The organism is Vibrio sp. 10N.239.311.G01 (genome assembly GCF_041465805.1).
Classification (GTDB): Bacteria; Pseudomonadota; Gammaproteobacteria; order Enterobacterales; family Vibrionaceae; genus Vibrio; species Vibrio crassostreae_C.
The window spans coordinates 15,708-30,254 of record NZ_JBFSRM010000028.1 but is presented as its reverse complement, the minus strand read 5'-3'; the positions used below and the strand labels follow the sequence as shown (position 1 = coordinate 30,254).

Below are 14,547 nucleotides of genomic sequence, written 5' to 3'. Positions count from 1 at the left end.
TAAGTTTGGAAGTTGCTTTTACGAATTGGTTTCGCGAATTGATTGCGCTAATTGACTACGGAAAATGATTAAGAAAAGTGGGTACCTATGACTACCATTCAATATGGATAGGGGTACCCATTTTTACAAGTTGGAGAAACTCATCCATATCTTGATTGGTTAACGCGATACAGCCATCCGTCCAATCAAAGCTTTGAATAAAGCTCGGCGAACGACGCTCGCCGTTTTTGATGCCATGGATTTTGATGTTCCCTCCAGGGTCTACATCATTTTGCTCCGCCCATTGCATATCCGAAGGTTGCGGGTAGTTTATGTGTACTGAACGATAAAAGTCTGACTCTTCCATCACATAATCGAGCTGGTATTCCCCTTCCGGCGTTCGGTTGTCCCCTTCAAAGCGTTTATGCCCTTTCGGTTGTTTGCCTAGCGCAATACGAAACTCCTGAATCACCTCTTCACCTTTTAGCAGATACATCCTACGTTTCGATTTATCGACTTTAACTAACGTAACCACTTGCGACAGCGAATCTATCTCAGATGCGCTATCCGGTACGTTGTAAAACTGTCGAGAGGAACTTTGAGGTGGACGTTTCGATGACCCTTGAGAAAACTGAGCTACCTTTTCATCAGGGCTACTGTTAAGAACATCATCCACAATAATCACATGCTCGGAGTTTGAGCTCGTGGAAGAGGTTGAGTTAGATGAAGACGTTGAGACACGTTGAGAATGAGCCGGTGCAGACTCGAATACGATGGTTTCGATAGCGGTCGCGTCAGAGACTATTTTCTCGACCACGACTTGCTCAGCATTCGCGTTCGAAGCCACAAACAGTAAACACAGTGATAAAGGCAGAAACAGACGCACCTTTAGATCTCCTCAAAACGCATGGACATGGTTCGTGACTGAGTTTCCATTCCTAACGACTCATAGAAACCCTGAGCTTGTTGGTTAAACTCCATTACCTCCAACCTAAGTTCTATCGCTCCTCTCGCCTGCGCCCATTGATTAAAAGACTTCATTAACGCTCGACCAGCACCTTTGCTCTGAACCTGATCGTTCACCACAATCGTATTGACCCTTGCCACCTTGTGCGGCTGAATAAAACTGACGCCTTTGTTCTGCGTTACCTTACCCGCTAAAAAGCCAACGACTTGCTTGTCGTCTACTGCAACCAAGAAAGCGCCAAGTGGGTCAAGCATCAAACCTAACCAATACTCTTCACTGTCGGCCAAGCCTTGTGACGCTGGTGCAAATACCATAGGCGCACCAAGATGATGTTGACGGTTTATCTGCTCAGAGAGCGCTAAGATCGCGTTAATATCAGTTACCTTGGCCGTCCGGATTTGCATATCATCACCTTGTTTGAATTCAATAACACCTTAGCAAAAATGGCTTAGTTGTGCACCGTTACACTGGTCAACTCAGACGCTCTGTGAAGGCTGAACATTAATATTAGGCACTATGTTTAGGGAAATTGTTCCGTAAATCTCAGGCACATTGCTAGCCGTTGAGTGCTACTATCTCTGCAGAATCAATATACTAACGACGACTAACGACTGGATACCTATATGATTAAGTTTGCTGTAATTGGAACCAATTGGATTACACAAAAGTTTGTTCAAGCTGCGCACGAATCTCAATCGATGCAACTTGCTGCGGTTTACTCTCGAAATCTAGACAGCGCGGCACAGTTCGCCCAAGAATTTGACGTTGAAACCACGTATGACTCACTCGACGCATTGGCCAATGACAACACTGTAGAAGCCGTGTACATCGCTTCCCCTAACTCACTGCATTGCGAGCAATCTATCTTCATGATGGAACACGACAAGCATGTTATCTGTGAAAAGCCGGTTGCATCAAATATTGATGAAGCAACACGCATGTTCGAAGTCGCTGAGAAAAACGGTGTGGTGCTGTTTGAGGCGTATAAATCTCAATTCCTACCGAACTTTAAGCAAGTTCAACTTGGGTTAGAAAAGATTGGCAAGGTACATAAAGCACACATCAACTACTGCCAGTATTCATCGCGCTACCAAAAATACCTAAACGGCGAGAACCCAAATACCTTCAACCCAGCTTTTTCTAACGGCTCATTGGTCGATATTGGCTTTTACTGTGTTGCCGCGACAGTCGCGCTATTTGGCAAACCTGAAAACGCACAGGCTTCTGCAAAGCTACTTGATTCAGGTGTCGATGCTCATGGCTGTGCGATCTTCCAATACCCTGAGTTTGATGTGACCCTTGCGCACTCCAAAGTCAGCGACTCTTATGCGCCAAGCGAGATCCAAGGTGAATTAGGGGCGATCATCATCGATCACATCGCTGAATGTACTGACGTTAAGATCCGCTACCGCGATGGCACGGTAGAAAACCTTACTCAAGCACAAAGCGAAAACTCCATGAGTTACGAAGCGCAGGCCTTTGCTAGCTGCATTGCTGGCGACAACGCAACACAAGCGCAGGCCCAACTGCGCGCTTTAACGGTTACGAAGTTAATTACAGAGATGCGCCAACAAGTTGGTGTAGTGTATCCAGCGGATAAATAACGTCACAGCGTAAGTTAACAAACTGATTTTTAATACATAATTATTTATACATAACTGAATTTAATCTTTACGACAAATAACCGGATTAGTTGATTGAGGTCCCATCTGTTTAAATCCGCGTTCGATATCTATCGTATTTATTTAATTTATTGAAGGTGTGTAAAGTGTTTTCAGTTGATGATCGCGTTGTAGCAACAAAAGGTGTTGAACTAGGTGAAATGGTAGTAACTGGCCTAAGTGCTGGTGGCGGCTACGTTCACGTTACAACGGTAGAAGGCGCAATGACGCTTACTTACCCAGCGCAAGATCTTAAAAAAGCATAGTTTAACCACTCTGCCCTTTTAGTAGTCACTCTACTAAAGGTAACAAAATTGAGGCTTTGGCTGACTTCACTCTTCTGCATTAGAGTAAGCAGCCAGAGCCTTTTTTATGCCTGTAATTTACCCACTAGCTTTCTCATTCGCTTACTCGTTACAATAAAACCGCACTCAACTGACAATAGAATTAGGCAACGAGTTTCTACACTAAGTGCTTATTCCCATCGTTCTCTTGATATCCCCGAGCACTTAATCGCAGTGAATAGTTCTTGTTAACAAAGGCTTATTGTCTGCGAAAGTTTCTGGTACATTAGCATCATCTTATACTAAGAAAGACCCGAATGAGGGAAGCTATGAAGCTTTACATTTACGGCCACTGCCCTTTCTGTGCAAGAGTCTCCTACATTGCTCAATCGCTAGGCTTGAACATTGAGCTTGTTTCTGTCGATTATGATGATGCCCAAACCCTTATCGATCTGAACGGTAAAAAGATGGTGCCCGTCTTACAAAAAGACGATGGCTCTATCATGGCAGAGAGCCTAGATATCATCGCGTACTTCATGGACTTGAAATCAAGCGATGAGCAGCGTGTGCCATCTGAGCAAGTGACTGTGTTCCAAACTCGCGCATTCCCTCTTACTCAACAGATTGGACGCCCACGTTGGTGGAACCTCGACTTGGCTGAATATCGCTCTTCTGGAGCCAAAGAAGCTTGGCGTGCCAGTAAAGAGACCGAAGGTTTTAACTTTGAAGAACTGTTAGAAAAGACGCCTCAGTTCGTTCAACTGATTAACCCATTACTGAAAGATGCCGAACTCTTACTGGATCTAGAGAATGGTGAGTCATCACTGCCTCTAATCGATCAAGCGGTGTATTTCTCGATGCTTCGTGGCTTTTGCGTAGAACCAAGCATCAGTTGGCCACCAGCACTTGAACGCTGGTTAGAAAAGAAAAGCGAAACGCTAAAGCTGTCTTTACTTCGCTAGAAAGCTATCTCGATTAAGAAAGCAAGCTCTGATTAAGAAAACAAGCTCTGACTCGCAAGCGACTACAACGAGCACAAACAAAAAATCGAAGCTCTCAGGTGTAAACTGCGAGCTTCGATTTTCTTTTATCTGGCCATTCTATTTCTCTAAGGCTTTGTCTTACAGCAGACGCCTTCTCAAACCTGTTCGCTCCAAGATTCGTGTCGAAATTTCTTCAACCGATAGTGAAGAGGTGTTGATGTAAGGTATCGCTTCTCGACGGAACATCGCCTCTACCGTTTGCAATTCATACAAACATTGTGAGTCACTGGCGTATTCGCTGCCTGCTAAGCGGTTCTCACGAATTTCAGTGAGCCTTTCTGCATCAATGGTCAAACCAAACAGCTTATGTCGGTAAATCTCAAACTCTGGCAACAGCTTTAAGCGTGCCAAGTCATCGTGGATAAATGGGTAGTTTGCTACGCGTAAGCCAAACTGCATCGCCATATACAAACTTGTTGGTGTTTTGCCACTTCGAGAAACACCCAACAAGATGATGTCGGCTTCTTCCAGCCCTTTTAGCGTGATGCCATCATCATGCGCGAGCGTGTACTCAATCGCAGCAATACGGTCGAAATACTTCACCGAGTCCTTGTTTACACTGCGTGAGCGCTGCAACTTAGGAACAGGCGCCATTTGAATGTCATCCTGTACTTTCTGCACGATGCTCTCTAACACGTCATAACAGTGCGCGGGCGCTTCTAGCAATTTGGTTTTGATATCAGGTATCACAATCGAAAAGAACACTAGCGGTTCTAATCCGGTATCACGATACGAAATTTCAATCTCTTTTAATAAATCAGAAAGTTTGTCCTCACTTTCCACAAACGGAAAGGTTTTTTCATTGGCTTTAAAAGGGAATTGACCTAGAACAACATGCCCTAAAGTCTCACATGTTATGGCCGTTCCATCAGAAACATAGAATACATCACGACTTTGAATATCAATTTGCATTTTTTATTTAATGTTTAAAATTATTTTGAGTAGGATGGTAACCATAATATAGATAATAAAACCCTGCTGACTATTACGTCCCCCACAGCTTTAGAAAATAATTTACATTTTTTTAAACTGATACGTAATCGTTTGCCTTTAAATCCCTACAATGCTTGCTATGTTTCTGGAGAAATAAATGCAAAATAATACCCTATGGTTCAATGGCCTATCCATGGAAGATGTCGACAAAGTCGGCGGTAAGAACGCCTCACTGGGCGAGATGGTTTCTAACCTGTCCAATGCTGGTGTTTCTGTACCTAATGGTTTTGCTACCACCTCTTATGCGTTTAACGACTTTCTTGATTACAAAGGTCTTGATGAGCGCATTCACCAACTACTTGATGAACTTGATGTTGAAGACGTTGACGCCCTGCGTAAGACAGGTGCAACGATTCGACAATGGGTTCTAGATGCACCCTTCCCAGAATCACTAGAGCAAGACATCCGTGATAACTACCGCGAGCTAATCGAAGACAACGAAGAATTGTCTGTAGCTGTGCGTTCATCTGCAACCGCAGAAGACCTTCCAGATGCTTCATTCGCAGGCCAGCAAGAAACCTTCCTTAACGTGAAAGGCATCGACGCGGTACTCGAAGCAACCAAGCACGTTTACGCGTCACTGTTTAACGACCGCGCTATCTCTTACCGTGTACACCAAGGCTTTGACCACCGTGGCATTTCATTGTCTGCGGGTATCCAGCGCATGGTTCGCTCAGACAAAGCCTCTTCAGGTGTGATGTTCACGCTTGATACTGAGTCTGGCTTCGACCAAGTGGTATTCATCACCTCTTCTTGGGGCTTGGGTGAAATGGTTGTACAGGGCGCAGTGAACCCAGACGAGTTCTACGTTCACAAGCCAATGTTAGAAGCGGGTCACTACCCAATCGTTAAAAAGACGTTTGGTTCTAAGTTGATCAAGATGATCTACTCGACCAATCAAGAAATCGGCAAGCAAGTCGATATCATCGACACCGACACTCAAGAGCGTAACGAGTTCTCACTCAACGATGAAGAGATCAAAGAGCTAGCAAAACAAGCGATGATCATCGAGAAGCACTACCAACGTCCAATGGACATTGAGTGGGCGAAAGATGGCATCGACGGCAAGCTTTACATCGTTCAGGCTCGCCCAGAAACCGTATGTTCTCAAAGCGATCAAAACGTTATCGAGCGTTACGAGCTAAACAATAAGGCGGATGTCTTGGTTGAAGGCCGCGCTATCGGTCAGCGTATCGGCTCTGGCCCTGTTCGCTTGGTTGATTCTCTAGACCAAATGTCACTGGTTCAAGAAGGCGACGTGCTGGTAACTGACATGACAGACCCAGACTGGGAACCTGTGATGAAGAAAGCGTCTGCGATTGTGACTAACCGTGGTGGCCGTACTTGTCACGCTGCGATCATTGCTCGCGAGCTTGGTATCCCAGCGATTGTTGGTTGTGGTACAGCAACAAGCAGCCTAAACGATGGCGATACCGTGACAGTGTCATGTTCAGAAGGCGAAACAGGCTACGTTTACAACGGCGAACTCGATTTTGAAATCAAACGTTCTGAGGTTGATGAGCTACCAATGCTACCAACCAAAGTAATGATGAACGTGGGTAACCCAGATCGTGCCTTCGACTTTGCACAAATCCCGAACGAAGGTGTTGGCCTTGCTCGTCTAGAATTCATCATCAACAAGATGATCGGTATTCACCCTAAAGCGCTGCTTAACTTCGATGCACAAACGGATGAGCTAAAAGCGGAAATCAACGAACGTATTCGTGGCTACAAAGATCCTATCGATTTCTACGTAAGCAAATTAACAGAAGGCATCGCGACTATCGCTTCTGCATTCTGGCCTAAGCGTGTGATCGTACGTATGTCTGACTTTAAGTCGAACGAGTACAGCAACCTAGTCGGCGGTAAAACGTTTGAACCGCATGAAGAGAACCCAATGCTGGGCTTCCGTGGTGCATCTCGTTACATCTCACCAGTATTCGAAGACTGTTTCGAGCTAGAAACTCAAGCGATCAAACGCGTTCGCAACGAAATGGGCCTTAAGAACGTTGAAATCATGATCCCATTCGTTCGTACTCCAAGCGAAGCGGCATCGGTTATCGACATTCTGGCTAAATTCGACCTTCGCCGTGGCGACCAAGGTCTGAAAGTGATCATGATGTGTGAGCTACCATCGAACGCAATCTTGGCTGATGAGTTCTTGAAGTACTTCGATGGCTTCTCTATCGGCTCAAACGACATGACGCAACTGACACTTGGCCTCGACCGAGATTCAGGCGATGTGGCACACCTCTTCGATGAGCGTAACCCAGCCGTGAAAGCAATGCTGAAAATGGCGATCGATGCGGCAACCAAAGCGGGTAAATACGTGGGTATTTGTGGCCAAGGCCCATCTGACCATGACGACCTAGCAGAGTGGTTAATGGAGCAAGGCATCAGCTCTGTTTCACTAAACCCGGATACGGTTATCGATACGTGGTTGAAGCTAGGTAACGTTGCTAATAAATAAGTAAATAAGTAAATAAGTAACGCTTCACGCGGTACCTTAACGACAAAAGCCAGTCATGTTGACTGGCTTTTTTAGGTTCTTTCCAAATTAGCTGGCTAGAGCGCTAGAAGTAGTATCTCACACCAACCCAAGCTTCGGTTTGCCAACCATTCGGCATTGGCACACCTTTCACATCAACATCCGCTTTGGTAATGTCATAGCGCGTATTCAACCACCAAGTTCTTGCAGTGTTCATCGGCACATTTAACGATGTTTTAAATGAGAAGTTTTGCATGTCGATATCATCACCAGAAAGATCTTGCCACTCAGGAACCAAAGACACATAAGCGCCAGAGTCACCGAGATGCTTCGCGGTAATCAAACCAAGCGAGTATCCCGTTAAATCATCTTTAGATGAAGTGACGCCAGGGATCTCCATACTACCAGTCATCAGTCCTGCTCTTGGAAATACCAGGAATCCACCGGTATAAGCTGGATTAATCGCAACAACACCGCCAACCGACAATAAGTCATTTTTAATACTGTTGCGCGTATTAATATAATCTAATGAAAGGCCCACTTTAGGCGTAGCTTTCGTCCCTGTTTCAAAGACGTGGAAGTACTGAATTCTAGAGTTGCTGTACTCTGTACCGAATTTGTCTGGATCGCGAAGCGCTGTGTTGCTTTCATCGACAAACGTCCCTTCGGCCAGTAGGGCAAACTGCTGACCGTTTTCTAAACCGCCAGAAACTTGCCCTTGAAATTGGATATCTGAACTACCATTCAGCATCAATGCAGCTTGAGTATAAACTTTAGTGACATCAGCAGGATCGATAACACGTTCGGAATCTGAATCGGCATGTGCAGGAAGGGCTAGACCTAAACTCAACGGGATTAATAGAGCAAACTTTTTCATTATATCTCTCGAAAGTCGTTTGCTTCCTCCTTGAAGCCTGGAACATCCTGTTAGGTAATAAATAGATTACTTGTCAGCAAGTAGTTTTGCTGCCGAACGCATTAGTGCAGGGCCTTTATTCTCACCAAAACCTGAGTGGTATGGGTTGGTTGAGAACATCACACCCACAAAGTCACGCGCCGGATCGATGTAAATAAATTGGCCTAGGTTGCCGCTTTTCGACATCGCACCATCGTTGAAAATGAAATCAAACTGGTATGCGTTGTAGTCTGCTTTTTCGTTGTATGCGTGCAGTGAACTGCTCTCTTTGCTAGTACCTACGAATGCTTTTGGATCACCGCCGTTGCGGATACGATCAATCACAGCTTGTGACACCACTGGCTCATCAGCCACCGCTTTCCAGCTAGGTGTAAATAGTGTTCCCCAGCGAGCCATGTCTTCTACCGTTGATGAAACCAAGCCAACCGCGATCGCCATGCCATCTGGCGTCAAGTTGAATTGCATTGGTTGACGTGCGTGCACTTTTGACCAAACACGATCTTCGAATACTTGAGTCCAAGTTTTGTTCTCAACGTTTTCAACTAACTTAGTCAGCACCATGGTGTTGATAGATGCGTAACGGAAATGGTCACCGGCTTTTTCACCTTCCAGTTTCTGTGCACCTTGAGCCACTTCCATCCAAGTTTCCATTTCACCCGTTTTTGCACGAGGTGAGTTAAACGATGCCGCAAAGAAACGCACCACATCAGAGTCTGGGTTCAAGATAGACTCTAATGTCTCTTCATTGTCTAGCGCGGTCGACATGTTCAGAACTTGGTGTACTGTGATGCCATCCCAGTTCGTTCCTTTCAATTCAGAAACATACTCAGCGATCTCTTTTTCAGGGTCGACTTTGCCCTCTTCCACTAACATTGCGATCACTGTGCCAACCGTCGTTTTTGCTGTAGATGCCCAAACGTGCGTATCTGTCGGCTTCATACCTGGGTAAGCTTCGTAAACGATCTCCCCTTTGTGAATCAACATAAAGCCTTGGGTACGGAACTGTTCATCCGCCAAGTACTCATCCATTGTCAACTGACCTTTGCTTTCAGTATCAACTTTCAGTGCAGCGAGTCGTGGGTCGATATTTTTGACTAAAGGCTTGTACTCTTCGTTTGGAGCCGCCAGTGCCGTTGGTAGAAACTCACTCATGTGCATGTTGTAGTAAACGCTGTGGTCGCCGCCCATCTGCCAATGAAAGTTATTGAATAACTCACGAGCTGAGTCAGTAAAACTTGGGGTAAATGCTGTGCTCGCCTCTTTCACGGTCAAGGTAACTTGAGCACCTTCAACTTTCAGAGCTTCTTCAACTGGGTTTGCTGCAAGAGCAAATGATGATGGGGTCGCTAACGATACTAGAACGGCAATGTGTTTAAGTTTCATAATTGTTCTCCTGTTTGGGTTAGGAAAAGTATAGGGAGATGCGCTACACTTAATTAGGTCACTTGATGACATTTAATGGTAGGCACAAAACAATGAAAGCATCATCGAACACCACCAGCATACTGCTCACTTCGACCAGTAACATTGCTCCATATATTCAGTATTGTGACAAACATAGACTGGATTGGCGCACCGTCGCCGTTGCGTGCGGTCTACCCATTGAACTGACACAATCCAATCAATGGCTTCCTACACAAGACGTGATTCGCTTCATTCATGGCCTTGAGCGTAAGTTTGGCTATTCGATAGGGATTGAGGTTGGACGTAAGGCCTCTCTAGAGCAATTGTCACCTGAGCTAGACCGAAAAATTGAACAATGCACTTCTCTCGAGCAAGCGGTACGCTGCTTGATTACTGAAATATCGACCTTAAGTAATCACGTCACCATATGGACGGAAAAAAGCGATGGATTGTGGTGGCTGTGTCATCGAAGTTGCTATCACCCATCGACCTCAGGTTTTGAACAAGCAGAATGGTTTCGCGCCCTGACCGTGATTAGCCTATGCCGTAAGTTCATTGACAGTCGCTGGCAACCATCACACGCCAAGTTGGTCTCTAAGAACAACAGCGCACGTAAATTACCTAAGCATTTCTTTGATTCTGATATTCAGTTTGAAGAGCAATACGGTGCGTTCTCGATTCCGCTGCCCGATGATTATCGTGCCATTTCAGAACGAAATAGTACCCAAGATTGGCATCACGCTGTCGAGATATTAATAGACACCTATGCGACTCTACCTTGGTTCAATATTGAGTGGTTTGCGACCATGCTCGGCATGACAAAACGAACGCTGCAGAGAAACCTGAAGAGCAAAAACATTCTCTTTAAACAAGCCAAAGAACAAGTTCGGGAAGCTAAAGCAAAACAGCTACTTGAAGAGACCAACCTTTCTGTTCAAGACATCAGTTGGCAAGTGGGTTACAGCGACTTGAGTAATTTCAATCGTGCATTCAAAGGTTGGGTTGGAGTCACGCCACCAAGTTATCGGGATAAAGCGAAACATTAGAAATAGTCGAATGGAAAACCTTTAGACCCAATCCGCTAATATAAAACTCAGAAACAAGATACGACACCTTAAATTTCAATAAGCGAACGCATAAAGTTGCATTGCACAATGCTCACATACCGATGAAACTGTGCAAAGGTAATATCGATAGATTTAATGACATTTATTGGTATCGAGCTAACGTTACGTTATCCTTTACGCAATTCTTCATTGAGTGGATTGTCACTACGACAAACCTACCTTCAAGACTGATAAGAGTGTTATGAATTCTACGACCGCAACTCCCTCGCCTTCTCTTGGCCGACAACTCTATACAATGACATGGCCAATGCTGTTTGGGGTGCTCTCCCTGATGAGCTTCCAACTTGTAGACAGTGCTTTTATTGGCCAGTTAGGCGTACTGCCGCTCGCGGTTCAAGGCTTCACGCTACCAATTCAGATGATCATTATCGGGATTCAAGTCGGACTAGGCATCGCGACAACGGCTGTGATCGCGAGAGCTATTGGGGCTAACGAGATACGCTATGCCAAACAGCTCGGCGGATTAGTCGTTGCGATGGGCAGTGTGAGTGTCGCGCTGTTCTCGGTCATCATCTATCTGTTGTGTGGTCCTATTTTACAACTCCTCGATGCACCACCGACGGTACTGCCGATCATTGATTATTACTGGATCTATTGGCTGGTAAGCTCTTGGACAGGCGCACTGCTCTACTTTTTCTACAGTGTGTGTCGTGCCAATGGTAATACCATGCTGCCCGGTTCGATGATGATCGCGACCAGCATCATCAACTTGATATTGGACCCGATTTTCATATTCACGCTCGACATGGGCATCAACGGAGCCGCGATTGCGACCATCTTGGCGTTCGGTGCGGGTATCTTTATCGTTGCTCCTAAGGTAACTAAGAAGCATTGGATGACATTCGACTGGCACGATCTTGATATCGGCAAGAGTATTCGTTCTATAGGAAACATCATGGGGCCTGCGATGATCAGTCAGCTACTGCCACCAGTCTCTTCGATGCTCGCCACCAAACTGCTTGCAGGCTACGGCACAGCAGCCGTTGCAGCTTGGGCGCTAGGTTCACGTTTTGAGTTCTTTTCGATTGTTGCAGTGCTTGCTCTGACTATGTCGATGCCACCTATGATTGGCCGAATGTTGGGAGAAAAGAACCTAGGGAACATACGTAGTCTTGTGAAGATTGCCGTGATGTTTGTATTAGGATTCCAATTGGTGATCGCACTGGTAACTTGGGTGTTCTCTGGCGGGTTGGCAAATCTCATGACCAGCGAAGACGAAGTCTCGACCATTTTGAACTACCACTTACTTATCGTTCCTATCAGTTTAGGGCCGTTGGGTATCTGTATGCTGATGGTTTCTATCTCGAATGCGCTTGGTAAGTCTTATACTGCCTTAACGATATCAGCACTGCGCCTGTTCGCTTTCTTCTTACCTTGCCTATGGGTTGGCTCGCAGTTTGCTGGCATTGAAGGTCTATTCTGGGGAGCCATGGTAGGTAATGTACTTGCCGGCACTTGCGCATGGTTTATGTACCAGCGAGCGCTTGGGCAAGTCGAGGCTAAGCTTTCTAATTAATCAGTTAGCGAACTAAACGGCTTGCCAGCTAAACCGCTATAAAGTTATTAAACGAAAAAGCAGCCACTTAGGCTGCTTTTTCGTTTTAAGATTTAAAGGATATGGAGTTTAAACTTGCTCAAAATGACTCAAAAACTCACCGCAGTCTTTTTGGAACAGTGGCAAAGCCTCCGCGAGTTTTTCATCATCCCAATGCCACCATTCAAGGCTTTCTAGCCGCTCGGCATAGCTAGGGTCGTCAAACCGAGGGCGCAGCACCTTGGCAGGGTTACCAACCACAATCGAGTATGGCGGTACGTCCTTGGTCACCACGCTACCCGCGCCAACGATAGAGCCATTGCCAATCGTAATACCCGGAAGAACAATCACGCCGTGACCAATCCACACATCGTGTCCAACCTGTACTTTGTCTTCCTCACGCCACGAGAACACCTCATCGTCCAATGAAGTAGGATCTTCACCTAGTTGATACTTGCCCGGGCGATAAGTGAAATGATGCAACGTTGGACGCCACCACGGATGGTTGCTCGGATTCAGACGAACCGATGCGGCGATTGATGTGAATTTACCTATTTCGGTAAACATCAGGTTACAGTCATTTTGTATGTAGCTGTAGTCTCCGACTTTCACGTTATTTAGCACGCAACGGTCAGCGATTTCAGTCCAACGCCCTAGTTCAACGTTGTGTAGTTTACTGCTATCCGAAATGCTAGGTTCGCTGTTTAAGGTAGGGGAAAGAGGTTGGCTCATAGGGTTATCTCCTCGCCATCGCTGAGAATGCGTAGTCGCTCTGAAAAGGCTTGTGGATGTTGCTCAGCCCAGCCAAGCATGTGGTGGCTGACGTGAATCAGGCCAAGATTTGTGGGGCGACAAGTTTCATCGATGTCTAAAATATGGTGGAAGTCGTTGTGGTTTAGGCTGGTTCGAGCTTGAGGGTCTTCAATTGGCGGGTAATTACAATCAGTAATTAGCCAATCAACGGGAAACTCTTTCAGCCAACGCTCAGTTTGTTTTGGCAGCCCTACCGTGTCGGTTAAATAAGCCAAGCGCTTGCCATCAAACTCCAAGCAATAACCAAGACAAAGTTTAGAGTGATTGAGTGGCAGAGGCGTGATGGTGATTCCCTGCCAATCAAACGATTTAAATGCTTGTGCTCGCTGGGAGAAGTCCAAGATACCTGGGTGTTTATAAAGATCGTCGCAGCCAAGCGGGTCATCCGGTGACATCACCGAGATCTTATCGCCAGCGCCCCAGCGAAGATCAAACAAACTATGGACATGATCCATGTGGTAATGAGTCAATAAGATCTTGTCTATCGAGCCCGCAGGAAAACGGCACATAAGATCAGGAGCATTGGCATCCAGTAGTAAAAACTTGCCATTATGTTCAAGGTAAGCCGATGACTTTTCACGCCTCAAGTTTGGGTCTTCGAGAGCAGCACCACACACCGAACAATCACACCCATAAACCGGTACCATCGCACTATTGGCTGTGCCTAACATGGTTAGCTTCATGCGACACCACCTATGGGCTCTGCGAGCCTTTCAGCTTGTTCTTTTAAACGGGCGAACTGCGCAATGCTTTGTTCAAGCGTGCCACTATTATCAATACACAGCGTATTATTGAGAGCCGATGAGCCTGATGCTGAATCGATACAATAATCTGCCGCACGTTGTAAGCGAAGGGCTATCTGCGCTTCACTCTCTCGTCCGCGAGCTCGCAAGCGTGCTTCTAACACCTCGGGGTTAACGCTCACAACAACGGGGACTAATCGATCGCCAAACAGCTCTCTTGCCGCATCCAAATACGCTCGTGAGCCATTAACCACGACACTCAAACCGGCATCCATCCATTGATACACTTCTTGGCCAATGCCATAACTCATGCCGTGCGCTTGCCAACTCATAGCGAACATATTGCGTGAATAGCGAATGAAGAATTCATCATCACTGAGCTCTACGTGATTTTCGCCACCAGCATCGGCCGCACGTGTGATGTAGCGATGAGCGACCACCAAGTCTTCAACAAACTGCTCTCGTAGCGCTGAGATAATTGAATCTTTCCCTGCTCCAGAAGGACCAATTACGTAATAAAGCTGACCCGGTTTGTCAGCTTTAGGAGCAGCGTTCACCACCCCATTCACATCAAATGAGTAACCTTTAGACATGG

The 14,547-nt window shown here is 46.0% G+C and carries 14 protein-coding genes; 6 read left to right on the top strand and 8 right to left on the bottom strand.

What is annotated here, in order from left to right; genetic code table 11:
- Positions 1 to 91: 91 nt before the first annotated feature.
- Entirely contained in the window at positions 92 to 865 is a 774-nt protein-coding gene (locus tag AB6D06_RS18815; RefSeq protein WP_017064906.1) for a murein L,D-transpeptidase family protein, read from the bottom strand.
- A gap of 2 nt (positions 866 to 867) precedes the next feature.
- On the bottom strand, positions 868 to 1,350 hold the full coding sequence (locus tag AB6D06_RS18810) for a GNAT family N-acetyltransferase (RefSeq protein WP_017064907.1): 483 nt from the start codon (positions 1,348 to 1,350) through the stop codon (positions 868 to 870).
- A gap of 219 nt (positions 1,351 to 1,569) precedes the next feature.
- Between AB6D06_RS18810 and AB6D06_RS18805 the strand changes: the two genes are divergently transcribed.
- The 3 genes from AB6D06_RS18805 to grxB all read left to right on the top strand — a co-directional run bounded on the left by AB6D06_RS18805 (position 1,570) and on the right by grxB (position 3,853).
- A complete protein-coding gene (locus tag AB6D06_RS18805; protein WP_372111362.1) occupies positions 1,570 to 2,550 on the top strand; it encodes a Gfo/Idh/MocA family protein in 981 nt (326 codons plus the stop codon).
- A gap of 164 nt (positions 2,551 to 2,714) precedes the next feature.
- Positions 2,715 to 2,873: a hypothetical protein gene (locus AB6D06_RS18800; RefSeq protein ID WP_004733064.1), complete on the top strand. Its 159-nt coding sequence runs from the start codon at positions 2,715 to 2,717 to the stop codon at positions 2,871 to 2,873.
- 347 nt (positions 2,874 to 3,220) lie between these two features.
- Complete coding sequence (gene grxB / locus AB6D06_RS18795) at positions 3,221 to 3,853, top strand: glutaredoxin 2 (protein ID WP_372101062.1); 633 nt, start codon at positions 3,221 to 3,223, stop codon at positions 3,851 to 3,853.
- A gap of 159 nt (positions 3,854 to 4,012) precedes the next feature.
- Here grxB and AB6D06_RS18790 read toward each other — a convergent pair whose 3' ends face one another.
- Positions 4,013 to 4,846 (bottom strand): pyruvate, water dikinase regulatory protein, encoded by an 834-nt coding sequence (locus AB6D06_RS18790; protein ID WP_017060559.1) that lies wholly within the window; start codon positions 4,844 to 4,846, stop codon positions 4,013 to 4,015.
- 178 nt (positions 4,847 to 5,024) lie between these two features.
- On the opposite strand from AB6D06_RS18790, the gene ppsA reads away from it, so the two are divergent.
- Complete coding sequence (gene ppsA / locus AB6D06_RS18785; protein WP_050645846.1) at positions 5,025 to 7,397, top strand: phosphoenolpyruvate synthase; 2,373 nt, start codon at positions 5,025 to 5,027, stop codon at positions 7,395 to 7,397.
- A gap of 103 nt (positions 7,398 to 7,500) precedes the next feature.
- Here ppsA and AB6D06_RS18780 read toward each other — a convergent pair whose 3' ends face one another.
- Entirely contained in the window at positions 7,501 to 8,292 is a 792-nt protein-coding gene (locus AB6D06_RS18780; protein WP_017060557.1) for a hypothetical protein, read from the bottom strand.
- 66 nt (positions 8,293 to 8,358) lie between these two features.
- The gene (locus tag AB6D06_RS18775; protein WP_017060556.1) at positions 8,359 to 9,714 is read right to left on the bottom strand and encodes a serine hydrolase; all 1,356 of its coding nucleotides are present in this window, start codon (positions 9,712 to 9,714) and stop codon (positions 8,359 to 8,361) included.
- Positions 9,715 to 9,806: 92 nt separating this feature from the next.
- On the opposite strand from AB6D06_RS18775, the gene AB6D06_RS18770 reads away from it, so the two are divergent.
- Together AB6D06_RS18770 and AB6D06_RS18765 are read left to right on the top strand one after the other, a co-directional pair.
- On the top strand, positions 9,807 to 10,781 hold the full coding sequence (locus tag AB6D06_RS18770) for an AraC family transcriptional regulator (protein WP_017071579.1): 975 nt from the start codon (positions 9,807 to 9,809) through the stop codon (positions 10,779 to 10,781).
- A 262-nt stretch (positions 10,782 to 11,043) separates the two neighbouring features.
- Positions 11,044 to 12,378, top strand: coding sequence for an MATE family efflux transporter (locus AB6D06_RS18765; RefSeq protein WP_372111356.1), 1,335 nt, complete (start codon positions 11,044 to 11,046; stop codon positions 12,376 to 12,378).
- Positions 12,379 to 12,486: 108 nt separating this feature from the next.
- Here the strand turns inward: AB6D06_RS18765 and AB6D06_RS18760 are convergent, their stop codons facing one another.
- From AB6D06_RS18760 to phnN, 3 genes are read right to left on the bottom strand one after another with little or no spacing between them, the layout of a single operon-like run.
- The gene (locus AB6D06_RS18760) at positions 12,487 to 13,128 is read right to left on the bottom strand and encodes a DapH/DapD/GlmU-related protein (RefSeq protein ID WP_017066699.1); all 642 of its coding nucleotides are present in this window, start codon (positions 13,126 to 13,128) and stop codon (positions 12,487 to 12,489) included.
- Positions 13,125 to 13,892, bottom strand: coding sequence for a phosphonate metabolism protein PhnP (gene phnP, locus AB6D06_RS18755; RefSeq protein WP_017066700.1), 768 nt, complete (start codon positions 13,890 to 13,892; stop codon positions 13,125 to 13,127). Before phnP ends, AB6D06_RS18760 begins: the two co-directional genes overlap by 4 nt.
- The gene (phnN, locus tag AB6D06_RS18750) at positions 13,889 to 14,545 is read right to left on the bottom strand and encodes a ribose 1,5-bisphosphokinase (RefSeq protein WP_017066701.1); all 657 of its coding nucleotides are present in this window, start codon (positions 14,543 to 14,545) and stop codon (positions 13,889 to 13,891) included. The genes phnP and phnN overlap by 4 nt, the downstream gene beginning before the upstream one ends.
- Positions 14,546 to 14,547: the final 2 nt, after the last annotated feature.

Excerpts from the sequence above, each read along its gene's own strand:
- AB6D06_RS18810 (WP_017064907.1), bottom strand. The coding sequence starts at position 1,350 with ATGCAAATCCGGACGGCCAAGGTAACTGATATTAACGCGATCTTAGCG.
- AB6D06_RS18805 (WP_372111362.1), top strand. The coding sequence starts at position 1,570 with ATGATTAAGTTTGCTGTAATTGGAACCAATTGGATTACACAAAAGTTT.
- grxB (WP_372101062.1), top strand. The coding sequence starts at position 3,221 with ATGAAGCTTTACATTTACGGCCACTGCCCTTTCTGTGCAAGAGTCTCC.
- AB6D06_RS18790 (WP_017060559.1), bottom strand. The coding sequence starts at position 4,846 with ATGCAAATTGATATTCAAAGTCGTGATGTATTCTATGTTTCTGATGGA.
- ppsA (WP_050645846.1), top strand. The coding sequence starts at position 5,025 with ATGCAAAATAATACCCTATGGTTCAATGGCCTATCCATGGAAGATGTC.
- AB6D06_RS18780 (WP_017060557.1), bottom strand. The coding sequence starts at position 8,292 with ATGAAAAAGTTTGCTCTATTAATCCCGTTGAGTTTAGGTCTAGCCCTT.
- AB6D06_RS18775 (WP_017060556.1), bottom strand. The coding sequence starts at position 9,714 with ATGAAACTTAAACACATTGCCGTTCTAGTATCGTTAGCGACCCCATCA.
- AB6D06_RS18770 (WP_017071579.1), top strand. The coding sequence starts at position 9,807 with ATGAAAGCATCATCGAACACCACCAGCATACTGCTCACTTCGACCAGT.
- AB6D06_RS18765 (WP_372111356.1), top strand. The coding sequence starts at position 11,044 with ATGAATTCTACGACCGCAACTCCCTCGCCTTCTCTTGGCCGACAACTC.
- AB6D06_RS18760 (WP_017066699.1), bottom strand. The coding sequence starts at position 13,128 with ATGAGCCAACCTCTTTCCCCTACCTTAAACAGCGAACCTAGCATTTCG.
- phnP (WP_017066700.1), bottom strand. The coding sequence starts at position 13,892 with ATGAAGCTAACCATGTTAGGCACAGCCAATAGTGCGATGGTACCGGTT.
- phnN (WP_017066701.1), bottom strand. The coding sequence starts at position 14,545 with ATGTCTAAAGGTTACTCATTTGATGTGAATGGGGTGGTGAACGCTGCT.